General features: G+C 62.2%; 25 protein-coding genes and 1 pseudogene. 17 read left to right on the plus strand and 9 right to left on the minus strand.

The genetic code is table 11. From position 1 onward, the window contains the following. Positions 1-6 precede the first annotated feature (6 nt). Positions 7-954, plus strand: a complete 948-nt coding sequence (locus C2L64_RS19620) for an amino acid ABC transporter substrate-binding protein (RefSeq protein ID WP_007586654.1) — start codon at positions 7-9, stop codon at positions 952-954. A 20-nt stretch (positions 955-974) separates the two neighbouring features. Here C2L64_RS19620 and C2L64_RS19625 read toward each other — a convergent pair whose 3' ends face one another. Together C2L64_RS19625 and nhaR are read right to left on the minus strand one after the other, a co-directional pair. Beyond that, positions 975-1,295 carry a hypothetical protein gene (locus tag C2L64_RS19625; RefSeq protein ID WP_007586653.1) on the minus strand — a complete coding sequence of 107 codons (321 nt, stop codon included), beginning with the start codon at positions 1,293-1,295 and terminating at the stop codon, positions 975-977. Between the two features lie 192 nt (positions 1,296-1,487). Then, positions 1,488-2,384, minus strand: coding sequence for a transcriptional activator NhaR (nhaR, locus tag C2L64_RS19630; RefSeq protein WP_007586651.1), 897 nt, complete (start codon positions 2,382-2,384; stop codon positions 1,488-1,490). 147 nt (positions 2,385-2,531) lie between these two features. Between nhaR and C2L64_RS19635 the strand changes: the two genes are divergently transcribed. From C2L64_RS19635 to C2L64_RS19650, 4 genes are all read left to right on the plus strand, one after another. Further along, positions 2,532-3,014, plus strand: coding sequence for a CBS domain-containing protein (locus C2L64_RS19635; protein ID WP_007586649.1), 483 nt, complete (start codon positions 2,532-2,534; stop codon positions 3,012-3,014). A gap of 93 nt (positions 3,015-3,107) precedes the next feature. After that, positions 3,108-4,073: a Tim44 domain-containing protein gene (locus C2L64_RS19640; protein WP_007586647.1), complete on the plus strand. Its 966-nt coding sequence runs from the start codon at positions 3,108-3,110 to the stop codon at positions 4,071-4,073. Between the two features lie 122 nt (positions 4,074-4,195). Then, positions 4,196-4,393: a hypothetical protein gene (locus C2L64_RS19645; RefSeq protein ID WP_007586642.1), complete on the plus strand. Its 198-nt coding sequence runs from the start codon at positions 4,196-4,198 to the stop codon at positions 4,391-4,393. Between the two features lie 348 nt (positions 4,394-4,741). After that, positions 4,742-6,094 carry a dicarboxylate/amino acid:cation symporter gene (locus C2L64_RS19650; RefSeq protein ID WP_007586640.1) on the plus strand — a complete coding sequence of 451 codons (1,353 nt, stop codon included), beginning with the start codon at positions 4,742-4,744 and terminating at the stop codon, positions 6,092-6,094. A 57-nt stretch (positions 6,095-6,151) separates the two neighbouring features. Here C2L64_RS19650 and C2L64_RS19655 read toward each other — a convergent pair whose 3' ends face one another. The 3 genes from C2L64_RS19655 to C2L64_RS19665 all read right to left on the minus strand — a co-directional run bounded on the left by C2L64_RS19655 (position 6,152) and on the right by C2L64_RS19665 (position 9,033). Next, positions 6,152-7,441, minus strand: a complete 1,290-nt coding sequence (locus C2L64_RS19655; RefSeq protein ID WP_007586639.1) for an SUMF1/EgtB/PvdO family nonheme iron enzyme — start codon at positions 7,439-7,441, stop codon at positions 6,152-6,154. Positions 7,442-7,618: 177 nt separating this feature from the next. Continuing rightward, on the minus strand, positions 7,619-8,293 hold the full coding sequence (locus C2L64_RS19660) for a helix-turn-helix domain-containing protein (protein WP_039901180.1): 675 nt from the start codon (positions 8,291-8,293) through the stop codon (positions 7,619-7,621). Positions 8,294-8,553: 260 nt separating this feature from the next. Further along, complete coding sequence (locus C2L64_RS19665; protein ID WP_007586634.1) at positions 8,554-9,033, minus strand: universal stress protein; 480 nt, start codon at positions 9,031-9,033, stop codon at positions 8,554-8,556. Positions 9,034-9,134: 101 nt separating this feature from the next. On the opposite strand from C2L64_RS19665, the gene C2L64_RS53290 reads away from it, so the two are divergent. The 3 genes from C2L64_RS53290 to C2L64_RS19675 all read left to right on the plus strand — a co-directional run bounded on the left by C2L64_RS53290 (position 9,135) and on the right by C2L64_RS19675 (position 11,688). Next, entirely contained in the window at positions 9,135-9,290 is a 156-nt protein-coding gene (locus C2L64_RS53290) for a hypothetical protein (RefSeq protein ID WP_158660528.1), read from the plus strand. Between the two features lie 56 nt (positions 9,291-9,346). Next, positions 9,347-10,036 carry a FadR/GntR family transcriptional regulator gene (locus C2L64_RS19670; RefSeq protein WP_007586633.1) on the plus strand — a complete coding sequence of 230 codons (690 nt, stop codon included), beginning with the start codon at positions 9,347-9,349 and terminating at the stop codon, positions 10,034-10,036. A 143-nt stretch (positions 10,037-10,179) separates the two neighbouring features. Next, on the plus strand, positions 10,180-11,688 hold the full coding sequence (locus C2L64_RS19675; protein ID WP_007586632.1) for an MFS transporter: 1,509 nt from the start codon (positions 10,180-10,182) through the stop codon (positions 11,686-11,688). Positions 11,689-11,704: 16 nt separating this feature from the next. Here C2L64_RS19675 and C2L64_RS19680 read toward each other — a convergent pair whose 3' ends face one another. Next, positions 11,705-12,292: an acyl-homoserine-lactone synthase gene (locus tag C2L64_RS19680; protein ID WP_007586631.1), complete on the minus strand. Its 588-nt coding sequence runs from the start codon at positions 12,290-12,292 to the stop codon at positions 11,705-11,707. A 141-nt stretch (positions 12,293-12,433) separates the two neighbouring features. Here C2L64_RS19680 and C2L64_RS19685 point away from each other — a divergent pair, with 141 nt between their 5' ends. Continuing rightward, positions 12,434-12,766: a helix-turn-helix domain-containing protein gene (locus C2L64_RS19685; protein WP_007586630.1), complete on the plus strand. Its 333-nt coding sequence runs from the start codon at positions 12,434-12,436 to the stop codon at positions 12,764-12,766. On the opposite strand, the gene C2L64_RS19690 is transcribed toward C2L64_RS19685, so the two are convergent. Further along, entirely contained in the window at positions 12,750-13,454 is a 705-nt protein-coding gene (locus tag C2L64_RS19690; protein ID WP_035538321.1) for a helix-turn-helix transcriptional regulator, read from the minus strand. The genes C2L64_RS19685 and C2L64_RS19690 overlap by 17 nt on opposite strands. A gap of 595 nt (positions 13,455-14,049) precedes the next feature. On the opposite strand from C2L64_RS19690, the pseudogene C2L64_RS54900 reads away from it, so the two are divergent. From C2L64_RS54900 to araD, 8 genes and pseudogenes are all read left to right on the plus strand, one after another. Further along, positions 14,050-14,412 (plus strand): annotated as a pseudogene (locus C2L64_RS54900) (dihydrodipicolinate synthase family protein); the annotation flags it as partial. 75 nt (positions 14,413-14,487) lie between these two features. Further along, positions 14,488-16,068 carry an aldehyde dehydrogenase (NADP(+)) gene (locus C2L64_RS19700; protein ID WP_007586623.1) on the plus strand — a complete coding sequence of 527 codons (1,581 nt, stop codon included), beginning with the start codon at positions 14,488-14,490 and terminating at the stop codon, positions 16,066-16,068. Positions 16,069-16,182: 114 nt separating this feature from the next. Then, the gene (locus C2L64_RS19705; protein ID WP_007586621.1) at positions 16,183-17,133 is read left to right on the plus strand and encodes an SMP-30/gluconolactonase/LRE family protein; all 951 of its coding nucleotides are present in this window, start codon (positions 16,183-16,185) and stop codon (positions 17,131-17,133) included. Between the two features lie 250 nt (positions 17,134-17,383). Continuing rightward, positions 17,384-18,574, plus strand: coding sequence for an extracellular solute-binding protein (locus C2L64_RS19710; protein WP_007586619.1), 1,191 nt, complete (start codon positions 17,384-17,386; stop codon positions 18,572-18,574). A 152-nt stretch (positions 18,575-18,726) separates the two neighbouring features. Next, positions 18,727-19,806 (plus strand): ABC transporter ATP-binding protein, encoded by a 1,080-nt coding sequence (locus C2L64_RS19715; protein WP_007586618.1) that lies wholly within the window; start codon positions 18,727-18,729, stop codon positions 19,804-19,806. Beyond that, positions 19,803-20,690 (plus strand): ABC transporter permease, encoded by an 888-nt coding sequence (locus C2L64_RS19720; protein WP_007586615.1) that lies wholly within the window; start codon positions 19,803-19,805, stop codon positions 20,688-20,690. The genes C2L64_RS19715 and C2L64_RS19720 overlap by 4 nt, the downstream gene beginning before the upstream one ends. After that, positions 20,690-21,595 (plus strand): ABC transporter permease, encoded by a 906-nt coding sequence (locus C2L64_RS19725; protein ID WP_007739999.1) that lies wholly within the window; start codon positions 20,690-20,692, stop codon positions 21,593-21,595. Before C2L64_RS19720 ends, C2L64_RS19725 begins: the two co-directional genes overlap by 1 nt. Before the next feature lie 8 nt (positions 21,596-21,603). Beyond that, entirely contained in the window at positions 21,604-23,355 is a 1,752-nt protein-coding gene (araD, locus tag C2L64_RS19730) for an L-arabinonate dehydratase (RefSeq protein ID WP_007586612.1), read from the plus strand. 73 nt (positions 23,356-23,428) lie between these two features. Here araD and C2L64_RS19735 read toward each other — a convergent pair whose 3' ends face one another. Both C2L64_RS19735 and C2L64_RS19745 read right to left on the minus strand, forming a co-directional pair. Continuing rightward, positions 23,429-24,034, minus strand: coding sequence for a short chain dehydrogenase (locus tag C2L64_RS19735; RefSeq protein ID WP_007586606.1), 606 nt, complete (start codon positions 24,032-24,034; stop codon positions 23,429-23,431). A 189-nt stretch (positions 24,035-24,223) separates the two neighbouring features. Next, the gene (locus C2L64_RS19745; RefSeq protein WP_007586605.1) at positions 24,224-24,673 is read right to left on the minus strand and encodes a DUF3005 domain-containing protein; all 450 of its coding nucleotides are present in this window, start codon (positions 24,671-24,673) and stop codon (positions 24,224-24,226) included. Positions 24,674-24,790 lie beyond the last annotated feature (117 nt).

The raw sequence follows: 24,790 nt of genomic DNA on the forward strand, positions 1-24,790 counted from the left end.
GGGGCCATGAAGACGCAGCGATTCTGGTCGATGCTGGCCATCGCGGGGCTGCTGGTTGCCGGTGCCGCAGTGCGGGCACAGGAGGACGCGCAGTCATCCCGCCCGGGTCCCGACAACGTTGCACCCGTCGCGCTGACGGGCACGCTGTCCAAGGTGCGGGAGTCGGGCACCATCGCGCTGGGCTACCGCGAGTCGTCGGTGCCGTTTTCGTATCTGAACGCGCGCAACGAGCCAATCGGCTATTCGATCGAGCTGTGCAAGTCACTCGTGTCGGCGATCGGGGACGCGGTCAACCGGACCCTGACCATCCAATGGGTGCCTGTCACGCCCGAGAACCGCATTGACGCGGTGGTCAGCGGCCGGGTCGATCTGGAGTGCGGCTCCACGACCAGCAACGTGGAGCGCCAGAAACGTGTGGCCTTCTCGCCGATCATTTTCGTGGCCGGCACCAAGGTGATGGTCAAGAAAGGCTCGCCAATCGGCTCGTTCCGCGACCTCGCTGGCAGGAAGGTCGCGGTGACGGCCGGCACCACGAACGAGAAGGCACTGCGCGATCTGGACGCGAAATTCAGGCTCGGGATTCAATTGCAGGTGGTGCCTGACCATGCGCAGGGCTTCGCGCAGGTGGCCGAGGGAAAGGCCGACGCCTTCGCCACCGACGACGTGCTGCTGTATGGCTTGATCGCCCAGCATGCCGGCGAGCGCGGCGAGTTCCGCGTTGTCGGCGATTATCTGTCCTATGACCCGTACGGCATCATGTTCCGCAAGGACGACCCGCAGCTCGCGCAAGTGGTGAGGGATACTTTCCAGGAGCTTGCGGCGGATGGAGAAATCGATCGCCAGTACAAGCGCTGGTTCTTGCGCCGCCTGCCGTCGGGCACCAGCCTCGACCTGCCGATGAGCAGGCAGCTCGCGACCATCATTCAGTCGATGGCCGGTGGCGAGGCGCAGTGAGCGTTGCGCTTGCGGCGTATCTAGTGGCGCCAGCCGCGATACCCGTAGTAACCACGTCTGTAGTAGTAGCCAGGGCCATAGTAGCCGCGGCCGTAATAGCCTCGATATCCGCCGTACCAATAAGGATAACGATAGTATCCGGGCCAGGGGCGCGGTCCATATATCACCGGCGGCCCATAGATGACGGGCGGCGGCACATAGACAACGGGCGGACCGGCATACACGACGCCCGGCACACCGATGCCTATGCCGACGCCTACAGACACACCACCCGCCTGCGCGAAGCCGGCCGACCCCGCGCCGAGCGCGGCAGCGACCAGAAAACGAACGAGCTTGATCATTTGCGTACTCCTCGCCTCGAGTCCAGTTCGAACAACTGGCGACGGCGCAACGAGGCATGGACAAATAGCGCTGAGTCCGTTTTCTATGGGTTCAATACGCAGAGGCTCATACGTGAGGCCGAAGGACCCTGATCTTTAGAGTCGGCGGTACGGAAGTCGTTCAGGAAGGACCGCAGAGGGGCGCACCGTCCTCTAACCATTGAACAATTCGCTTCGCGCCGCGTCCATGATCATCGCGACAGCCGGATGACTGATGCGGCGCTCAATCGAGATCGCAAAGAACTCTTCGACGATGGTGTTGATCTGCCCGACCATCGTCAGTTTGTGCTCAGCCTGTAACTGGCTCTCCAGCGCGGTTGGCGCGAACAGCAGGCCGCGGCCCTCGCGGCCGAACGCCATGGTCATCGCTCCGTCGTCGAATTCGCCGACGATGCGCGGCGAAATGGCATGTGACGCCAGCCAGTGGTCCAGCTTTCGGCGCACTGCGGATTCCGTGCCGGGCAGCAACACCGGCAACTGACCGAGCGACAACGGGAAGCGTTTCCTGGCGGTTTGGACCAGCGACTCCGCGCCGAAGCAGCTCAGCGTCGAACGGCCGAGCCGGTGATTGAACGCCTTGATGTTGACGTCGGCGGGAATGGGGGCATCCGCGATGATCAGGTCGAGGCGGTGCACGGCCAGTTGCGCGAGCAGCGCATGCAGCTTGCCTTCGTGACAGATCATACGCAGCGACACGGGCGCGCCCAGCGCGGGTTCCAGCAGCCGGTACGCGATTGCCTTCGGAACTGAATCCGCGATTCCGACCCGAAACCGCGTTTGCGCGCCGGATTCGTTTTCGCGCCGCACCGCGCTCTCGAGTTCCGAGCCCAGCGAGAAGATCTCGTCCGCGTAGTCGAGCACCAGCCGGCCAGCATCGGTCAGTTCGATCGTGCGCCCACTCTTCCTGAACAGTTTCTTATCCAGCGCTTCTTCGAGCAGTTTGATCTGGCCGCTGAGCGTCTGCGGCGAGATGTGCAACTGCTCGCCAGCGCGGACGATCCCTCCCGCGTGCGCCGCAACCCAAAAGTAATGCAGATGCTTGAAGTTCACGCCCCCTCCGTCAGTCAATCAAAGCTACGGTTTTTTCGAACTATTGGCAACAAAAATACGAATTTTATGTTCTATCAGATTCGGTTAGATTGAAGCCTCGCACCTGGACGCCGGTGAGCGGCTAACGACTACTGACAGAGGTGACTTATGGCATCGGTTGCGCAATTTCTTCGTTCAAAAGATTCTCAGACAGTGTGGTCCACCCACGCGTCCGCATCCGTCTACGACGCGATCGCGATCATGGCGCACCGGCAGGTGGGAGCACTGATCGTCGCAAACGAAGGACGCCTGGCCGGTATCGTCACGGAGCGGGATTACGCGAGGAAAATCGTTCTGATGGACCGCTCATCAAGGAATACGCCGGTGCGCGACATCATGTCGACAGAGGTGCGCCATGTCGGCCCTCAGCACACAACCGACGAATGCATGGCGCTCATGACGGAGCACCGGATACGTTATCTGCCCGTGATTACGGCGGGGCAGGTGATCGGAATGGTGTCGATCGGCGACCTGATCAAGAACCTGATTACCGAGCAGGAACACACGATCCGGCAACTGGAGCACTACATCCACGGCAACAGTTTTCACGTCGGCCATAACGGAGCGCAGGCTCAACAGCCGCGAGTCTGACGACCCAATAATATTTACTGTTCGTAATGTTTTCCGCGCGACTATGAAGAGCGCGATCCGGGTAGCCCCCGGACTTACCAAAAGAGGTTTTTTATGTTCATGCAATTCGTCAATCACCTTCGACGTGCTGCCGGTGCGGTAACGCGCGGGACGGCAGCGCTCGGTCTGGCGGGACTGCTTGCCCTCGGCGCGGTGGCGTCGAATGATGCCGAAGCGAAGCGGGTGGGCGGCAGTCAAAGCATCGGGCGCCAGTCGCAGTCGGCGTCGCCGTCCGGGCAGGTGCAACAACGCCAGCAAGCCCAGCCGGCGCAACAGGCAACGCAGGCGCCTGCTGCCGCGGCAGGTAACCGCTGGATGGGCCCGCTCGCCGGCCTCGCCGCCGGCCTTGGCATTGCGGCGTTGTTGTCATCGTTTGGGCTGGGTGAAGGGCTCGCGCAAATGCTGTCGAATGCGCTGCTCATCGGGCTGGTGGTTTTCGCCGGCGTGATGCTGTTCCGCTTTATCGCCAACCGGCGTCGTCCGGATCTGGCTTATGGACATGGTGCCGCGAACCGGCAGCAATCGAACGGCTCACAATTTCTCAATCAGATCCGGCAAGCGCGGCCTGAAGCGACGCCCATGGGCTGGCCGCGCGCAGCGATGAATTCGACGGGTGCTGCAGGCGCCGTGCAGGCACCGGAACTTGCGCTCGGGCCCGATCAGGCTGCCTTTCTGGCGTCGGCAAAGACCCTGTTCATGCGTCTTCAAGGCGCGTGGGACAGGAACGAACAGGGTGACCTGTTCGAGTTGACGACGCCGGAAATGTTCAGGCGGCTCAAGATGGACCTGGAAGCCCGCGGTCGCGAGCCGAGCGTGACGGAAGTCACGCAGCTCGATGCCGAGGTGCTGGGCACGGAAAGCAACGTGGAGGAAACGCTGGTCAGCGTTCGCTTTTACGGTCAAATGCGGGAGGACGACGCACAGACGGCCCAGCCGTTCCAGGAAATCTGGAACCTGGTCAGGAACGCACAGGGCGACCAGGCGTGGCGAGTGGCGGGCATCCAGCAGATGAACCACTAAAGGTGCGTAGTTGAACTGGCAGTCGGCTTGCTGCATGTCAGCGAGCCGACGTCGTTTATTTCGCCAGGCGGAGAGGGTAAGGAATGCTGCCCTGCGCAGACAGACTCAATCGAGGAGACGGTATGCTGAGTCCACATGAATTCGCCACCTTGATGCTCATCAAGGACGCGCCGGATCAGATCGAACTGGGCCGCGCTGAGCTCGACACGCTCCTGCAGCGCCAACTCATCTCATTGGAAAACCTCGCTTCAGGACGCCCACGTGCTCATGTCACAAGCGATGGTGATTCCATTCTCAAGGCGGTCTCCCGGATGCGCTAGACATCCGCGACGTGCGCCACACGGCCCCGAACGAAGCCACGGGGTTCGCTTTCCTCCATGCTCGACAGCTTTTGTTAAGGCTTGTTTACTATTTCCAAACGGTCTGCTGCAGCGCACGCTCGGGTTTGCCCGGTTGTCGCGGACGGATGCGAAGCATAGCCTTCGTAATGATTTGGTAAGAAGCTATTCGCAGGTTGCCGGGTAAGCAAGCCGTGCTCGCGACCTGCGCTGCATGCATGGGTATTAGATTGCAGTCCACCGTTCGGTGCCGGGAGACGTCACACGGATCACGCTGGCGTGTCGAACGATGCTTTGAATGACGCCTGAAGTGACTGTTCGGGGGCTCAAATGGCTGCGCACAAACCGCTTTACAGATCACTTTACTTTCAGGTGATCGTCGCGATCATCGCCGGTATGCTGCTGGGATTTTTCGCTCCGCACACTGGCGAAGCGATGAAGCCGCTCGGCGACGCGTTCATCAAACTGATCAAGATGATCATCGCCCCCATCATCTTCTGCACGGTGGTCGTCGGCATCGCCGGGATGGAAGACATGAAGAAAGTGGGCAAGACAGGCGGGCTGGCGTTGCTCTATTTTGAAATCGTCAGCGGCCTTGCCCTGGTGGTCGGATTGTTGATCGTCAACGTGGTCCAGCCCGGTGCCGGCATGAACGTGGACCCGAAGACGCTGGACGCGAAGGCGGTCGCTACCGTCACCAGCGGACGCAAGATGGAGAGCACCACCGAATTCCTGATGAACATCATCCCGTCGACCGTGGTCGATGCATTCGCCAAGGGCGAGATACTTCAGGTTCTGTTGTTCGCGCTCATGTTCGGCTTCGCTTTGCACTGGTTCGGCGGCAGAGGCACGCTGATATTCGACTTTGTGGAGAAGATCTCCCACGTGTTCTTCCGCATTGTCGGCATCATCATGAAAGTGGCGCCGATCGGCGCGTTTGGCGCGATGGCCTTCACCATCGGCAAATACGGCATCGGCAGCATGCTCTCTCTTGGGAAGCTGATGCTCACGTTCTATGCGACCTGTCTTCTCTTCGTCTTCGTCGTGCTAGGACTGATTGCCTGGTTCCATGGTTTCAGCGTATGGAAGTTGATCAAGTACCTCAAGGAAGAACTGTTTATCGTACTTGGAACGTCTTCATCGGAAGCCGCTCTGCCTCGCGTGATGGTGAAGCTGGAGAATCTTGGCGCGAAGAAGTCGGTGGTTGGCCTGGTCATTCCAACCGGGTATTCCTTCAACCTCGATGGCACGTCGATCTATCTCACCCTGGCTGCCATCTTTATCGCCCAGGCGACCAACACGCCGCTGGACCTCACGCATCAGCTCACGTTGCTCGCCGTATTGCTGCTGACCTCTAAAGGCGCTGCCGGCGTGACGGGCAGCGGGTTCATCGTGCTTGCGGCAACCTTGTCTGCCGTCGGGCATGTACCCGTTGCTGGGCTTGCGCTTATTCTTGGGATCGACCGCTTCATGTCCGAAGCGCGCGCGTTGACGAATTTCATCGGCAATGCTGTGGCTACGCTGGTGGTCGCCAAATGGACCAACGAACTGGACCAACCCAGAATGCGCCGGGTCCTGGATAACGAAACGCCGGAAGAGGCGGACGAACCGGAAAAAGTGTTTGACCGTACAGACGAAACAATGCCTATCGCTACGGCGGGAGCGCGATCGCCTAACGTCTGATGAGCGCGCGAACACGGTGATCCTGGAAGGCGTGTTCGCCAACTTATGCGTTGTTTGTCAAACCCTCACACACCTGAACCCCGCATACACATGCTGATACCGCGGCTGAAACCAGTTGCGGAACGTCGGCCGGATCATGCATTGCGCGGTGCGCGCCGACCCGCCCTTCAGCACGTAATGCTGTCCGTCGTAGAAATTGGCCGAGTAGCCGAGATAGAACGGAAACGCCTCGAAGCCCGGCAGTGCGTCAAATAACGACGATGTCCATTCCCACCCATTGCCGAACTGGCCTTCGACGCCAAACGCGCTGACATTGTCCGGCGACGCATCGACGGCTTGCGGGTCCCAGCTGCGGAAACCGTAGTTGCCCGATGGTGCATTCGGCACGCCTTGCGCAGCGCGCTGCCACTGTGCTTCCGTGGGCAGCGCCTTGCCGGCCCAGCGCGCGTACGCGCTCGCTTCCGCATGGCTCACGTAGACGGGCCAATCGGGCGGCAGCGCGATATCTTCGAACATCGTGCGCAAGGTCCACTGGCCGTCAGCATTCTGCGACCACGTCACGGGATGCGCGACGCCCTCGGCTTCCTTCCACGCCCAGTCCTTGTCGTTCCAGTAAGCGCGATTGCGATAGCCGCCTGCGTCGATGAACTCGCGGAATTGCGCGTTGCTCACCATATAGCGGTCGATCTCGAACGCTTCGACCTGCACGCGCTGCTCGCCGAATTCGTTGTCCCAGCCGAAGCGGCCATCTTCCTTCTTCATGCCGAGCACGGCAACGCCAGCCGACACGCGCACCATCGGCGACGCTTCGACGTTGCGCGCGTATTGCGCGGCGGACGTTACGCCCGGCGGCGCGGCCTTCATCTCCAGCGGCAACTGATGCAGCATGTACGCGAGCGTTTCCGCGTGCATCAGCCGGTGTTCGATGGCGACATGCATCAGCTGCTCGGGCGAGCCCGTCGCCATGCCGCCGCGGCCGAATTCATAAGCGGCGAGACGACTGTCGATCTGCGCCCGCGCCTTGTTCGCATAGTCGCGCACGGCGTCGATTGAAGGCCAATCGGAAGGTTGATCGGTTGGAAAGCCGCCGTCGACGGGATCGATGCCGAACGCGAACAGCCTGTCGAGCTCCGGCGCGAACGCGGGCAGCGGGCACAGGCGTTCGTCGAACAGATTGCGGTCGAAGGCTTCGAGATGGCCGATGTAGAACACGATCCGGTGGCGCTCGCGGATCGGCCGGTCATAGAGGTATTCGGGTTTGACAACCGAGAACAGGGCGTCGGTCACGCGGCGCGCGTCGATGAGACGTTCGGCCAGCGGGTGGTGCGGTGCGGGGTCGCGGTTCATTCGCCGGGTCTCCTCGTGGGGACAGCAAGCATCTTGCACGAGACGAGTGCGGGGTGCCGAAGACCCGACTCTCGCCGAGAAGAATAATCTTGAACTGTACCGCAGGCGCAGGAGACGTGCCAGATGGATGCGCGCGGGCGTCGTGCGAGACGAAGCCGCGCGGCGGACCCTGGCGGATCAGGCGTTCGACGGGGCGCCGACCTGGCGCAAGCCTTCGGGATCGACGATGTGGATCAGGCGGCCTTGTGCGTCGATCAGTCCGCGCTTTTGAAATCTTGACAGGGTGCGGCTCACCGTTTCGAGTGTCATGCCGAGATAGCTGCCCATGTCTTCGCGCGTCATCCGCAGATTGAATTCCGCCGACGAATAACCGCGCTGCGCATTGCGCTCGGAGATATCGAGCAGGAATGCAGCGACACGCTCGTCGGCGCTCAACGAGCCGAGCACCATCATCTGCGCGGCCTCGCGCACGATCTGCTCGCCCATCAGCTTGTGCAGCCGCTCCTGCATCGAGCTGATCTCGCGGCACAGATGCTTGAGCGCCGCGTAAGGGATGATGCATACCGAACTGTCTTCCAGCGCGACGGCGCTGCATGCGTGCTGGTCGCTGCTGATGCCGTCGAGGCCGAGCGCTTCGCCCGCGATCCTCAAGCCCGTGACCTGCTCGCGGCCGTCGCGATGGGCCATCACCGTCTTCAGCGATCCCGAGCGCACGGCGTACAGACTGTCGAACGAATCGCCCGCGCGATAGAGCGCCTCACCGCGACGCACCGGGCGCGCCGAGCAGATCAGCGCTTCGAGCTGCGGCATTTCGTTGGCGGCCACGCCTTGCGGCATGCACAGATGCCGCATCGCGCACGACGAACAGCGTGCAGCGCTGCGCACGGCGCGCTGCGTGGAGGAGGCGGGGCTGCGGCGGACAGCGCGGGCAGGGGCGACAGCGGCGGTAACTGCGATGGGATTGAGCATGGGACCAACCGGCATTAAAAGGTTGACAAGCAGGGTGACAACCGATTGTCCCACTCGATGCGCGCGCAACCAGGCGGCAAAATGACGCGTCGCAAGCGATCGCGTTGTTGAGCGGCGTCAGGCTTCGTTTTCGCGCGCGACGCTCAGGCCTTGGGTTCTTCCTCCGCTTCGCCGCCGCCCGCAGCGGACGGAATCAGCAGCACGGGCAATGTCGATTGACGCACGCAGCGCTCGGCTACGCTGCCCAGAATCAGCCGCTGCATGCCGCGCCGGCCATGCGTGCCCATGATGATCAGGTCGGCGTTGAAATCGGCGGCGGCGCGCAGCACGAGCGTCGGCACGTCGTCGAGCGACGACGCCTCGCCCACCGCGATATCGCCCGATACCCCCTGCGCGCGCATCGCCGCCGACAGTTCGGCCGTCAGCTCCTTGCCCTGCTCGACGAGACGGTTGCGCAAGATGGACGGATCGTAGCCGGGCGCGTCGAAGTACATCGGCGTGTTTTCGACCGCGTAGAACGCGCGCAGCGTCGCGCCCAGTTTGCTGGCCAGATTCAGGGCGCCGTCGAACGCGCGGCGCGACGTGTTGCTGCCGTCGACGGCAACAAGGATGCGGGTGTACATGAAGCCTCCGTGTCGTGGAGAGCGTCGCGCCGCCGTGTTCCGCCTGCGCGGGCCGCCCGTGAAAGCGGTATGAATGGGTCCGGATTGCGCTTGCAGCATAAATGATCGACGAAAAGGGCGCGCTTTGGTCGGCGGGAACACAGATGTCAATCAAAGATTTGTCAAATTTTGCCGTGGGACGCGAGGTCGGTCATACTGGCGGCGTGCACGCTACCACGCGTCTTCTGGCTGGAATCAGCCGTTATTTCGCCAGGTAGCACGCGTTATTTGCCTTACAATTCCAATCTATTCTGACAAGCCGCTTCTCTCGACGATGAACGAGCGCAAATCGACAGGTCTGCCGGACAAGATCTACAGCGACATCCTGAACCGCATTCTCGAAGGCGAATACAAGGAAGGCGAACGCTTGCCGACCGAGCATGCGCTCGCGGAACGCTTCGAGACGTCGCGGCCGACAGTGCGCGAGGCGCTCGCGAGGCTGCGCGCCGACGGCATCATCGTGACGCGGCACGGCTCGGGCACGACGGTCGCGCGCCGTCCGGACCCCGACGTGCGCCGTTTCGCGCCGCTGGAGACGCTCTCCGACATCCGCCGCTGCTACGACTTTCGCATCGTGACGGAGTCGGGCGCTGCCGAACTGGCCGCGCAAATGGCCGAGGCCGACGACATCGCCGCGATCCAGCACGCATGGGACGAACTGGAGCGCGTGATCGAAACGCAGGGCATCGGCGCGAAGGACGACTTCGCGTTTCACCTCGCGGTTGCGCGGGCGTCGAAGAACCAGTTCTTCATCACGATGATGTCGTTCATCGAAGAGCAGATCGTCTTCAGCATGAATCTGTCGCGCAATCTGTCGCTGGTGAAGACGCTTGAACGCCAGCGGCTCGTGCAGACCGAGCACCTGGCCGTGCTCGACGCGATCCGCAGCAAGGACGCAGCCGCGGCCGGCCAGGCGATGCGCCTGCATCTCGAGCATGCGCGCGACCGGATGTTCGGCTCCTGACGTTTTCCGCCTTGCCGGGCCGTTGCGTCGTGCTTGCGGCCCTGTTCCCTCTTCCCTGATCTGAAAATACGGCGCGCACTGCGCCGTATCGCAAAGAAGTGAACCCTTCCCGTCCCCTGGTTTTTCGCGACGCACTGCTGGCCATGCTTGGCATCGGTCTCGTCAACATGCTGGTCGCGCTCGATCAGACAGTGGTCAGCACGGCATTGCCGTCGATCGTCGTCGAACTGCACGGTTTCGAGTATTACGCGTGGATTGCGAGCGCCTATCTGCTTGCGTCCGTGGTCACGGTGCCCGTGTTCGGGCGCCTTGGCGACTATTTCGGCCGCAAGTATTTCGTGATTACGGCCGTGATCGTCTTTACCGTGGCGTCGGCGCTATGCGGCCTCGCATCCAGCATGCCGTTTCTGGTGTTCGCGCGCGGCCTGCAGGGCGTGGGCGGCGGGATGATGGTCGGCACCGCGTTCGCGTCGATCCCCGATCTCTTTCCCGACCCGCGCACCCGCGTGCGCTGGCAGGTGGTGCTGGCGGCCGCATACGGAATCGGCACGGCGGCGGGACCGTCGCTGGGCGGCTGGCTCAGCGAGCAATTCGGCTGGCGCTCGACATTCCTCGTTAATCTGCCCGTCGGTGCGCTCGCGCTGTACTTCATCTGGGCGCATCTGCCGTACTACCGGCGCGAACGCACGGGCGACGTACGGATCGACTGGGCGGGCGCCGCGCTCGTCGCGCTGGTGCTCGGCGGACTTCAGACTTTCATCGAAGCCGTGCCGAAGGATGGTCTGACCACGGGCAACCTGATTCTCGCCGCGCTGGTCGTAGTGGGTACGGCGGCACTGCTGGTCTGCGAGCGGCGCGCGACGCACCCGATCGTGCCGCTCGATCTGTTCAAGGACCCGCAGCTCGTGACGCTTTTCACGCTGTCGGTGCTGTCGGGTTTCGTGATGTTCTCGCTGATCTTTTTCGCGCCGCTGCTGCTGCAAGGCGGCTTCGGGCTGTCGCCGCAGCAGGCCGGCCTGCTCGCGACGCCGATTGCCGCCTGCATCGCCCTCGGCAGCATGATCAACACGCGCATCGTGATTCACATGAAGCGGCCGACGGCGATTCTGACAATCGGCTTCAGCCTGCTGGTGGTCGCGTCGGTGGGTATCGCGCTCGCCACGCCCGCGACGCCGCATCTCTATCTCGAAATGTCGATGGCGGCCGTCGGCATTGGCCTCGGTTTCATTCTCAACAACCTGAACGTGTTCGGCCAGGAGATTGCCGGCCGCGAGCGCTTCGGCATCACGACGGCGCTGCTGCAATCGACGCGCATGGTGGGCGGCATGCTCGGCACCAGCATCGTCGCGACGATCGTGAACCGGCGCTATGCGTCGGGCGTGGAAGATTCGTTACGCGTGCTCGGCGAAACCGTCGCGTCGGCGTGGCGGCCGAAGCTCGCCGATCCGCGCATTCTCGTCGACGAAAACCTGCGCGACTCGCTGCTGATCGAGATGAAACGCGCCGGTCTCGAAGGGCCGGCGCTGTTCGACGCCGCGCGTCACGTGCTGGTGCAGTCGATCCACATCGGCGTCGTGCTGACGGGCTGCGCCGCGCTGGCGGCGGCGCTGTTCGTGCGCCGGATCTCGCACATCACGTTCCGGCGCAGCTAGTCTCCGCTCAGGCTCATCACGCCGCCACAGGCATCGGCTTGCAGACGGCCGCGCGAATCGCGTCGACGGTGATGTCGAGCGCGATCGTCCGTTCGACGCCGATCTTCACGGGCGGCCCCAACCGCGTCACCTCGATGCCCGTGCGCCGCAGCAGCCGTTCAATCGACGTCGTCGTGACGGTCACATAGCGCGTAATACCCATCCGGTCCGCGAAAGTCACCAGTTCGTGGATCGCGTGCATCGTCAAATCTGCAAAGCCAAACGTTTGCTCGCCATCCGTTTCGATAGCAAAGCGGCTCAGTTCCCATATATGCCGTCCGACTGGCGCGTCCTGACCGTCGAGCAACTGCGGGAAGGTGTCCTTCAGCATGTTCGGGCCTTCCGTCGGCATCAGCCGCCAGCAGCCGCGCACGGCGCGGTCGGCGTCCTGAATGAGCATGTAGTACGGCCCGAGCGCGTCGTAGCCGTCGATCTCCATGCCGGCGATGGTCGGAACGTCCCATCCCATGCGGTCCCGAAACACGCGGGCGCGCAGCCGGTACATCTCGTTGATGTGGTTGTTGTCGAACTCTTGCCGTGTGCCAATCCGAATCGCCGTATGCATGGTGTGCTCCTTACGTTGGTCGCGGGTACGCAGGAAACCGTATGCATTTCGGATAAAAAAAACACCTATTCACCTGGATAGGTGCTCAGTCCGTCTGATGATTACAAAATTGAGATGAGGGCCAACACAGGAAAAAACATCATGGAACTTCAGAATCATTGGCAAGCGGGCGTTCACGCAAACGTTCAACCGACCGTGCAGAGCCGCGGCGCGGATACTTCGACTGGTGTGGACCGCGTGCTGATCATCGCGTACCGCAAGAAAAAGAAAGAGAGCCAACGTCAATTCTGGGCGCGCTTTGGCGTGACCCAGTCGCGCGGCAGCCGCTTCGAATCGGGCGCGGAGATTCCGGCACCCGTTTCGATCCTGCTGGGCCTCTACTTCACGAAGACGGTCACGGACGGCGACCTGGGCAGGGCAGAGAAGGTGCTCCATAACCCGGAAGCGCGCGAGCTCATCAACCTGGATCAATAAGGCCGAGTTGCGTTGCAATCACGGCCGCCGCGCGCCGTGAGTTCACGCCGAATTTCGTGCGAATGTTCTTAAGGTGGAAGTTCACCACGGCTTCCGAGCAATTAAGAATGTGCGAAATTTCCCAAGTGGACTTACCGCGTGCGGTCCATTTCAGGCATTCCTGTTCCCGCGGCGTGAGCTTCGGCACCAACGCCTGCGTGTGCGCATTCAGGTGAGGCTGGCTCGTGTCGATGACGAGATCGCGCAACAGCACCAGGTTGGGCAGCACGACGTCGAGATGACGCCAGAAGTCGTCGGTCGGATTATGGTCGTTGACGAAACAGATCAGTCCCGATTCCTGTCTCGGCCCGTGGATAGGCAGGCTCACGCCGGCGCGCAAGCCGTACGCACGCGCTTCCTCATACATGGTTTGCGCCGGATTCGATTCGAACAGATCCGGCGACCAGATCAGCGGTGACGACTTCGTCATGCAATGCGCGACCGTCGGGTCGATGTGCGCAAACCCCTGGTCGTTGTAGAACTGCCGCCACGACGGCGAGTACGTGCTGCGGATGAACGCGTCTTCCAGCCGCATGCCCGGCCGCGGAAGGATGCCGACCAGCACGCGGTCGAACCCCCAGCCGTCTGCCAGTCGGGCGACTTCGCGGAACCAGCTGACATCGTTCTCCGCTTTCAGCAACGGCGACATCTGTTCAATAAAATGTTGCGGCAAGGTGCTATCTCTCGAGGTTCGCAGCGGAGGGGGCTATGGCCATGCCGATGCTGCGGTTACTCATGGGTCTTGTTGCGCATCAATCTATCACTATATTCGCAGGATAATACGAATTGGCGATAGAGAATTTCTTGCCTGTTTCATTTATGGCTAAAAATCGGGCTTTACGCCAACCGACATTTAATTGCATTGACGCAATTCTGCAGCAAATGCCGCAAATCCGCTCCTGCCGTGCCTGACAGCCATCTGAATAAGCGGCTATTTAGTAGGGTTTTGCACGGTTTTGAATCGGTATTAAATACGGTTCGATCCCGAAAATCGGAAGAGATTACGAAACGTTTGATTCAAACCAGTCTGCTTTTCCACTCGTTGTCATACCAAAATTATTAAGAGTTTGATCTGCAGCGCAGCATGCAGGGCCAGTATTCATGTGAGGAAACCGCGCTCATGCGTGTCGCATTGTAAGATCTGTGCATCCAAAGTTGTTTGACAACATTGGCGTGGCGATGCTAACTTGCCCGGGTGATCGTCTTTGCCGCGAGCCGCCCCATGAACGTGTCTCCGATCGTTCGTCGACACGCTCGCACGGCTCGTCGATCGCGGCACATTCGTTGCTGTGCAGTACGCGATCGTGCGCGACGATCCTTCGCGCGACGACTACCTGCGCCGGCTGCTGCAAAGCGTAAAGGCGGCAAAGGTGATATCAGGAGTGGGTGACTGACACGCGTTCATGCCGCTCGAAACCCTGCGCGACGACGTTTCGCCGATACGCGTGCTGCACGACGTGGTCACGTTGGCGACGCTCGCGGACATAGGGCAGATCCTGCCGCTGTTGCGTTCGACGCCGCCTGAACATCATGCGAAGATCGAAGTTGCGACGCTGGCTTTGCTCGACTTCGAGCGCCGTCTCGCGGAATCGTCCGCCCATTCTTGACGTCGCACTATTTGGATTTCCGGCCGCGCGACGCGACATGCGTTCCTGCCGCGCAGCCATCGACAGGAGCAGGACATGCAAATTACCGGAGACATGCTGATCGGCGGGTCCGAGGTGCGCGGCACCAAGGGCACGCTGCGCGCGTTCGACCCGGCGCGCAACATGGAAATCGAACCCGAGTTCGGTGCGGGCGGCGCGGTCGAGGTGGATCGTGCATGCACGCTGGCCGCGCTCGCGTTCGACTCGTACCGTCAGACGTCGCTCGAAATTCGCGCGCATTTTCTCGAGACCATTGCCGAGAACATCCTCGGGCTCGGCGACACATTGATCCAGCGCGCGCAAGCCGAATCGGCATTGCCCAAGGCGCGGCTCGAAGGCGAACGCGCGCGTACCGTTGGGCAACTCAAGCTGTTCGCATCGCTGGTACGCGAAGGCCGCTGGCTCACCGCGACGCTCGATTCCGCTCAGCCGGATCGCAAGCCGCTGCCGCGTCCCGACATGCGCTTGCAGAAGATTCCCGTTGGTCCCGTCGGCGTGTTCGGAGCTAGTAATTTTCCGCTCGCGTTTTCCGTAGCGGGCGGCGATACGGCATCGGCGCTCGCGGCGGGTTGCCCGGTTGTCGTGAAGGCGCACCCGGCGCACCTCGGTACATCTGAACTGGTTGGCCGCGCCATTCAGAAAGCGGTCGCCGATTGCGGTCTGCACGAAGGCGTGTTCTCGCTCGTGGTTGGCGCAGGCAATGAGATCGGCGAGGCGCTCGTCCAGCATCCGGCGATCAAGTCGGTCGGCTTCACAGGTTCGCGCGCCGGCGGCCTTGCACTCTTGAATCTCACGCAGAAGCGCCGCGAGCCGATTCCCGTGTTTGCCGAGATGAGCAGCATCAACCCGTTCTTCGTGCTGCCCGGCGCGCTTGCGAAGCGCGGGGATCAGATTGCGGCAGGCTTTATCGAATCGGTCACGCTGGGCGTCGGACAGTTCTGCACGAATCCTGGTCTCGTGCTGCTTCTCGACGGACCGAACAAACAGATATTTATCGACGCCGCGGCAAAGGCACTCGCGCAAAAGAGTGCGCAGACGATGCTCACGCCGGGCATCGCGAGCGCGTATCAGGGCGGCATTACGCATCGCACCGAGCAACGCGGCGTGCAGAGTATTGCGCGCGGCACGTCGTCGGATGCGACCTGCGCCGCGCTGCCCGCGCTGTTCCAGACGTCGGCGATACAGTTCCTGACATCCGCGGAACTCGAGGACGAGATTTTTGGGCCGACTTCGCTGATCGTCACGTGCGCTGACATAGAGGAGATGGTGAAGGTGGCCGAATACCTCGAAGGCCAGCTCACGGCAACGCTGCAGATCGAACCCGAAGACTATGACATCGCGCGGCGCCTGCTGCCGACGCTCGAGCGCAAGGCCGGCCGCATTCTGGCGAATGGCTTCCCGACGGGCGTCGAAGTGTCGTACGCGATGGTGCACGGCGGTCCGTTCCCGGCGACGTCCGATCCGCGTGCGACCTCGGTCGGCGCGACGGCGATCGAGCGTTTCCTGCGTCCCGTCTGCTACCAGGACCTGCCCGCCGAACTGCTGCCGCAATCGCTGCACGACGACAATCCGCTGAAGCTCTGGCGTCTGCGCGACGGCAAGCCGGCGCAGGCGTAACGGCTCGCGTTTGTTGGCGACAGCGTTTCAAGCAGCGTCATTACCAATAACCAGTAACCACCACGAACGCCGGGCGTCGATCGATTCGACGCCCGGCGTTGCTCTGACAGCGCCATGACCGAACTCACCCACCCGAACCAGCGCCGCTATCCCGATCCCTCCATCCGCAGTTTCGATCCCCGCTTCGACGCACTGCGACTTGCCTCGGCTTCCGTCGAATGCCTGTATCAGGGCGCGCGCTGGTCCGAGGGCCCAGTGTGGTTCGGCGATGGCCGCTACGTGCTGTGGAGCGACATTCCAAACGACCGCATCCTGCGCTGGGACGAGGAGACGGGCGCAGTGACGCCGTTTCGCCGGCCGTCGAATAACGCGAACGGCAATACGCGCGACCGCGAAGGGCGGCTCGTCACCTGCGAGCATCTGACGCGACGCGTCACGCGCACCGAATACGACGGCTCGATCACCGTGATCGCGGACTGTTACCAGGGCAAGCGCTTCAATTCGCCGAACGACGTCGTCGTGAAGTCGGATGGCTCGGTCTGGTTCACGGATCCATCGTTCGGCATCGACAGCTTCTATGAAGGCGAGAAGCAGGAGCCGGAACTGCCGCAAAACGTGTATCGCGTGGACGGGCAGACGGGCGAGGTCACGATGGTCTGCGACGAAGTGATCGGCCCGAACGGCCTCGCGTTTTCGCCGGATGAATCCGTGCTCTACGTCGTCGAATCGCGCTCCACGCCGCGCACGATCCGTGCGTTCGATGTGGTCGGCCAAGGGCGGACGCTTGCGAACAACCGCGTGCTGATCGACGCGCAGGACGGTACGCCGGATGGTTTTCGAATCGATATCCACGGCAACCTATGGTGCGGCTGGGGCATGGGCACCGATGAACTCGACGGCGTGCGCGTGTTTTCGCCACAAGGCGAAGCGCTCGGGCATATTGCGCTGCCGGAGCGCTGCGCGAACGTGTGTTTTGGCGGCAGGCATCGCAACCGCCTGTTCATGGCCGCGAGCCACGGCCTGTATTCGCTGTACGTGAATACTCAGGGCCTGCGCGGCGGCTGAAGTTGCCTAACAAGTCGTATCTTGGTGTTCTCCCTATGCCACACGGACGAATCGGCAAAACCCGCTGAAATCCTTACCATAAAAGGACTTGAAGAATTTGAAAGGTCATCACGCGATGAACATGTCAGGCTAAAATTTGCTTGACATCATGCGTGCCCGTTCGTTATGTTTCACCCACTAGCAGCCCGTAACACGTCAGCGCCGCGCATCCCGTCGGCGGACGTTCCATATAAAGAGGCGAGGAGACGAAATGGCTTTTTCTGGCAAGTTGTCAGCGAAGTTGCCACTGAAGGTGGCCGCACTGTGCGTTGCCGTTGGCGCAGCAGTAGCAGGGTTCACGCAATCGGCGCGAGCGGCGGATGCCGTCACGATCAACATCGTCGACGTCGCGGGCGATCTCCAGTTGACGCAAAAGGGTTTTGAAGCCTTCAAGGCCAAGTACCCGAATCTCGTTTCCAACATCACGTACACGAACGCGCCCGCGCCGCAGTTGCCCGGCAAGATCAAGGCGATGCAGGCGGCCGGCCGCTCGGACATCGACCTCGTGCTGACGGGCACCGACGCGCTTGCCGCTGGTATCGAGCAGAACCTGTGGATCAAGCTGCTGCCGGAGAACAACGCGGCATTCCCCGGCGTGCTCGACAAGTACGCGCCCGGTCCGCGCAAGATGCAGGATCTCGCGCAGGGCTTCGGTCTCGAAGTCGCCTATATGCCGGCCGGCCCGCTGATCGAATACAACCCCGCCAAGGTCAGCGATCCGCCCAAGACGCCGGACCAGCTCCTGCAATGGTGCAAGGCGCATCCGAACAAGCTGATCTACGCGCGTCCGGCCAATTCCGGTCCGGGCCGCACGTTCCTGATGGGCCTGCCGTACGTGCTCGGCGACAAGGATCCGAAAGACCCGGTCAATGGCTGGGATAAGACCTGGGCGTTCCTCAAGCAGTTGAACGACTGCATTCCTTATTACCCGGGCGGCACGTCGGCGGTGATGAAGGAACTGGGCGAAGGCACGCGCGACATGACCGTCACCGTGACGGGTTGGGACATCAACCCGCGCGCGCTCGGCATCGTGCCGGCTGAATTCAAGGTGCAGGCGTTCGACAACATGACGTGGGTCAACGACGCGCACTTCATGGTGATTCCGAAAGGCGTGCCGAAAGAAAAGCTCGACACGCTCTACAAGCTGATGAACTTCATGCTGGAGCCGGCGCAGCAGGCCTTGACCTATGACGACGGCTATTTCTATCCTGGCCCGGCCATCAACGGCATGACAGAAGCACAAGCGCCCGCGCAGAGCCAGGAAGTGCTGAAGAAGTTCGGCCGTCCGGAATACGCGAAACTGCTTGCCGATCGTCCGCACGTTCAGCCGTTGAGCGCGGCAGCGATGGTCGCAGCGTTCCAGAAGTGGGACCGCGAAGTGGGCGCGCAAAAGACCAAGTAAGTTCATACCAACGCGTACCCATCACCGCGCAAAGCGGACCAGCCGGTGCCGCGCAGGGCGTGCTTGACGCCTCGCGCGCATCGGCGATTTGTGACGGCGCGCCATATGGTGAGTCATATGGCGCGGCCATGCAACATCGTAGGGAAGCGATCATGAAGCATCACTTTGAACAGTTGCGCCTCGAGTCCGTCAGCCGCAGTTTCGTGAATGCCGAAGGGCACGCGGTCTCGGCGCTGCAGGGTCTCGATCTGAGTATCCGCCGCGGCGAATTCATCGCATTGCTCGGGCCGTCGGGCTGTGGCAAGTCGACGGCGCTCAACTGCATCGCGGGCTTGCAGCCGCTGTCGGGCGGCGGCATCTGGCTCGACGACAAACGCATCGATGTGCTGCCGCCCGAAAAGCGTGGCTTCGGCATGGTGTTTCAGAACTACGCGCTGTTTCCGCATATGTCGGTGCTCGACAACGTCGGCTTCGGCCTGAAGATGCGCGGTATCGCGAAGGCGGAAACGGTGAAGCGCGCGCGCGAAGCGCTGCAACTCGTGCAGCTGGTCGGGCATGAGAAGAAGCTGCCGGGGCAGTTGTCAGGCGGTCAGCAGCAGCGCGTCGCGATTGCGCGCGCCATTGTGATCGAGCCGCCGCTCATTCTGATGGACGAACCGCTGTCGAATCTCGACACGAAACTGCGCATCGAAATGCGCGCCGAGATTCGCCGCATTCATAGCCAGCTGGATCGTGCGACCATCTACGTGACGCACGACCAGGACGAAGCGCTGTCGATGGCCGACCGCATCGTCGTGATGAAAGAGGGCGTCGTGCAGCAGGTCGCGACGCCGAAGGAAGTCTACGGGCGGCCGAAGAATCTGCACGTCGCGCGTTTCATGGGCTATCGCAATGTGCTGCCGTTCACGCTCGAAGGCACGCAGGGCGAAGGCGTGGCCGTCGAAGCGAACGGCGTGCGCCTGATCGGCACGGCCATGGATGGCTTCAACAGCAAGCGTGTTTCCGTCGCGATGCGTCCCGAGGACATGGAGCGCGCCGCGCCCGGCTCGGAGAACGCGTTCGACGCGCAGGTCACGACGGTCGAGTACGGCGGCCGTGATTCGCTGATTCGTGTGAAGAGCGCGTTCGGCGAATTGTGGGCGCGCGTCGCGGGAGAGTTTGCCGAAGGCGAGCGCGTCACGCTGCGCGTGCCGCCGTCGCGCACGCTGGTCTACGACGGAGAGCCGTCATGAGCACGCTGACGCCCGCTGCCGCAACGACACCCGTCGCGCAACGTGACGGCAAGGCGTGGCTCGTTTCGCCCGCCTTGCTGTTCATCCTCGCGCTGTTCGTCTACCCGTTCGTCTACGGCCTCGCGCTGTCCTTCAGTCCGATGGAAGGCGGCGGCATGTGGGCGAACTACGCGAAGTTCTTCAGCGACACGTCGATGTGGCCGACCATCATCGTCACGCTGAAGCTCGCGGTGCCTGCCACCTTGATCAACGTCGGCATATCGGTGCCCGTCGCGTTCGCGCTGCGCCGTCCGTCGCCGTATCAGAAATTCATTACGACGCTGCTCGTGATTCCCATCACGCTCGGCACCGTGCTGATCGCGGATGGCATGCTCACTTACTTCGGTCCGAACGGCTGGTTTCCGCAAGCGCTGCAAGGGCTGCACCTTTATACCGACGAAGTGCGCCTCACGCACAACTTCTGGGGCGTGCTGATCTCGCTGGTGGTGTCGGGCTTTCCGTTCGCGTTTCTGTTGACGCTGTCGTACGTGACGGGCATCGATCCGACGCTCGCAAGCGCCGCCGCGACGCTTGGCGCAAACCCCTGGCAGCAGTTCCGGCAGATCTATCTGCCGCTGCTCGTGCCGGGCTTGACGATGGCCGCATGTCTGTCATTCGTGCAGGCGTTTTCGGTGTTTCCATCGGCAGTGCTGCTCGGCGCGCCTGCGGGGCCGACGCGCGTGATGTCGATTGCCGCCGCGGAGGCCGCGTTCGAGAGCTACGATTACTCGCTTGCGTCGGCGATTGCGATCGTGATGGGTTTCGTGCAACTGGTGATCGTCGCCGCGATGCTCGGCGCGCGCCGCTTCTTCTACAGTGGACCGGCGACGGGAGGTAAGGGCTGATGGCAACCGATCATCAAGTCGCGCATCCGTGGCCCGCTGCGCCGCAAGGGCAAACGGTGAAATCGATGAAACCGCACGTCAGTTTGCGTGACCGCGTGTACAAGGCGCTCGTCTGGGGCGCGATGATTTTCTTCCTGCTGAACATCGTGCTGCTGATCGCAACCGTCGCCGTCAATTCGATCGCGACGCGCTGGTTCGGCACGCTACTGCCGCAGGGCTTCACGCTGCACTGGTATGCGCAGGCGTGGAGCGACTTCCAGCTCGCGGCGGTGTTGTGGGTGACGGTCGAAGTGGTCGGCGCGGTCGTGCTGCTGTCTATTCTGCTCGGTGTGCCCGCTGCATATGCGCTCGCACGCGTGCAGTTTCGCGGCAAGCGTTTCGCGATGCTCGTGTTCCTGCTGCCGTTGATGGTGCCGCCTGTCACATACGGCATTCCGATGGCGACCGTGATGTACAAGATCGGGCTGGCGGGAACACTGTCCGGCGTGATTCTCGCGAACCTGGTGCCCGCGTTGCCGTTCGTCATTCTCGTGATGACACCGTTCATCGAGCAGATCGATCCAAATCTGGAGTCGGCGGCGCGTATCTTCGGCGCGAATACGTTCCGCTATTTCCGCTATATCCTGCTGCCCTTGCTGGTGCCCGGCATGCTTGCCGCCGGTCTGCTGGTGCTGGTTCGTACCATCGGCATGTTCGAACTGACGTTCTTTACGGCGGGGCCGGCGACGCAGACGCTCGTCGTCGCGTTGTACTACGCTGTATTTTCAACGGGCGTGCGCGCGCCGCAGTCGATCGACGCAATGGCGATGATCTACATGGCGATCACGCTGATCTGGGTATTGATTGCGCTGCAGTTCGTGAGCCCGACGCAGATCGTGTCGCGGGTAAAGGAGCAGCGCCGGTAGGAGTCGAAGTGTCGAACGATCAGACGAAGAAACGCAAGTCCCCCGACGAACTGCGCAGCCACCGCTGGTATGGCGTGAACGATCTGCGCTCGTTCGGCCATCGCTCGCGCACGGCGCAAATGGGCTATAGCCGCGAGGAGTATGCGGGCAAGCCCGTCATCGCGATCCTCAACACGTGGAGCGAGATGAACCCGTGTCACACGCACTTCAAGCAGCGTGTGGAAGAGGTCAAGCGCGGCATCTGGCAGGCGGGCGGCTTTCCGATCGAGTTGCCGGTGCAGACCCTGTCGGAGCCGTTCCAGAAGCCCACGACAATGCTCTACCGAAACTTCCTCGCGATGGAAGCGGAAGAGACGCTGCGCTCGTATCCCGCTGACGGTGTCGTGCTGATGGGCGGCTGCGACAAGACCACGCCCGCGCTGCTGATGGGTGCGATCAGCATGGACCTGCCAACCATCTTCCTGCCCGCCGGCCCGATGCTGCGCGGCAACTGGAATGGCGCGACGCTCGGCTCCGGTTCGGACACGTGGAAATACTGGGCCGACCTGCGCGCGGGCAAGATCACGGAAGAGGACTGGCAGGGCGTTGAAGGCGGCATTGCGCGCTCGCCGGGCCATTGCATGACGATGGGCACGGCGTCCACCATGACGAGCGCCGCTGAAGCGCTTGGCTTCACGCTGCCGGGTTTCGCGTCGATCCCCGCGCCGGATTCGCGCCACGCGCAGATGTCCGCAAAAACGGGCATGCGTATCGTCGAGATGGTGTGGGAAGACCTGAAGCCATCGGACATCCTCACCGTGAAGTCAATCGACAACGCGGTGACGACGTGCCTCGCGCTCTCAGGTTCGACGAACGCGATCGTGCATATGATTGCGCTCGCGCGCCGCGCCGGGATCGAACTGACGCTCGATCGCTACGACAGCATTTCGCGCCGCACGCCTGTGCTCGCGAACATCCGGCCGACGGGCGCGTATCTGATGGAAGACTTCTATTACGCGGGCGGCCTGCAGGCGATGCTCGCGGAACTGGGCGACCTGATCGACGGCTCGCAGAAGACGGTGAATGGCAAAACGCTTGGCGAGAACCTCGAAGGCGTGCGGATCTTCAACGACGACGTGATCCGCCGCCGCAATAACCCGCTGATGCCGGACAACGGTCTGGCTGTCCTGCGCGGCAACATCGCGCCCGATGGCGCCGTCATCAAACCGGGCGCGGCCGAGCCGCATCTGATGGTGCACACGGGCCGAGCGGTGGTGTTCAAGGACTACAACGACATGGCCGCGCGCATCGACGACGACGCGCTCGATATCGACGAGAACTGCGTGATCGTGTTGCAGCACGCGGGGCCCGTTGGCGCGCCGGGCATGCCTGAATGGGGCCAGCTGCCGCTGCCGAAGAAGGTGCTGCAAAAGGGCGTGCGCGACATGCTGCGCATTTCCGATGCACGCATGAGCGGCACGAGCTATGGCGCCTGCGTGCTGCACGTGGCGCCGGAGTCGTTTATCGGCGGGCCGTTTGCGCTGGTGCGCGACGGCGACATGATCGAACTCGACGTGCCGCAGCGCAAGCTGAACGTGCTGGTATCGGATGAAGAACTCGCTCGCCGCAAGGCGGAGTGGGTCGCGCCCGCGCCGAGATTCTCGCGCGGCTACGGCGCGATGCATCAGGTGCATGTGCTGCAGGCCGACAAGGGCTGCGACTTCGACTTCCTGCAGCGCGGTGGCGCAAGCACTGCAACGGGTGAGCCGGAGATTCACTGAAGCGACAAGCGCCGCGCAATGAAAAACGAGCGCACGACAACGTGCGCTCGCTAACAGACGTCAATCGAACGTTCTAGTATCCAACGCGATACACGCGTCCCGTCTGCGCGCCCTCGACGCTGCGCAGATAGGCCTGCGCAGCCTTCTTCGCATCGACAGGTTCGAAGCCGCGGAAGAACGGCGCATAGCTTTCCATCGATTCCGTCAGCACAGTCGGGCTCACGACATTGATGCGAATACCGCGCGGCAGTTCGATCGCCGCGCCGCGCACGAAGCCTTCGAGCGCGAGATTCACCGTCGTCGCACTGACGCCCAGGTTGATCGGCTCGTCGGCGAGAATGCCGCTCGTCAGCGTGAACGAGCCGCCGTCGTTCACATACTTCTGCGCGGCGAGCACGACATTGATCTGTCCCATCAGCTTGTCACGCAGACCGACCCAGAACTGCTCTACGGTCATCTCGGGCAACGGGCCGAAGTGGACCTTGCCCGTCGTCGTGACGACGCCATCCACCTTGCCGATTGTTTGAAACAGCCGTTCGACGCTCGCCGGGTCCGTGCTGTCGACCTGATGCGCGCCACGCGTTGCGCCGACTTCGATCACTTCATGCCGCGCTTTCAGTTCGGCGGCGACGGCCTGGCCGAGTGTGCCCGTTGCGCCGATCACGACGATTTTGCTCATCTGCTGCTCCGTGGATGGAATTGCGCTGATTGTGCTGATCGTTTCAAACGCGAAAAAGATGTGCGTGCGACGAAGTCATGAAACCAGCAGTTTCGAATCGCATCTACATTCGTACAAACGCGAAGGGTACAAACGCGAAGGCGCACGACGCGCCAACCGACGACGCATCGTGCGAAAGGGACACGGCGCTCACTTGACGCGCTCGAGTTCGATCACGCGCATCGGCCGCTGATGATTGAGCGCGAAATGCACGCGCCCGCGCGTGCGTTGGCCCGCTTGCGTGCTGGGTTCATGAAAGCGGTCGTCGAAGTGCTCGACGGGCTCGGGCACCGTCATGCCCTTGTCAATCACGCGGTAGCCCGGTTCCAGCGCGAGCAGCAGATGGTTTCCGCCGATGCGGCTGTCGAATCCCGCCAGTTCCGCATACGGGTTGTCGGGCACGCTGTTGACGAGCGATGCGTTGCTGGTCGTGATCTCATCGGGGCCGATCGGCGCGTGTCCTGCGATGCGCGCGGCTTCGTGGTTCTTGCTGTCGGTATCCACCGTGCTGTCGTGCGTGCGGTCGTTGTGCATTTCGGCGCTGCGCGCGACGTCGGTTCCTGTTTGTGTCGCCGGTATCTTGCGGGTGTTGAGGCTCATTTTTACGCCCTCCTTGACTCATGCCTTCAAAGCATTCGGAGCGAGCAAAACTCGTTCCGCGTGAGCGCCCAATCACGTTGGAATCCACGTGCGACGGCGCTTAGGGCAACCCGCGAA

It is taken from the genome of Paraburkholderia hospita (genome assembly GCF_002902965.1).
Classification (GTDB): domain Bacteria; phylum Pseudomonadota; class Gammaproteobacteria; order Burkholderiales; family Burkholderiaceae; genus Paraburkholderia; species Paraburkholderia hospita.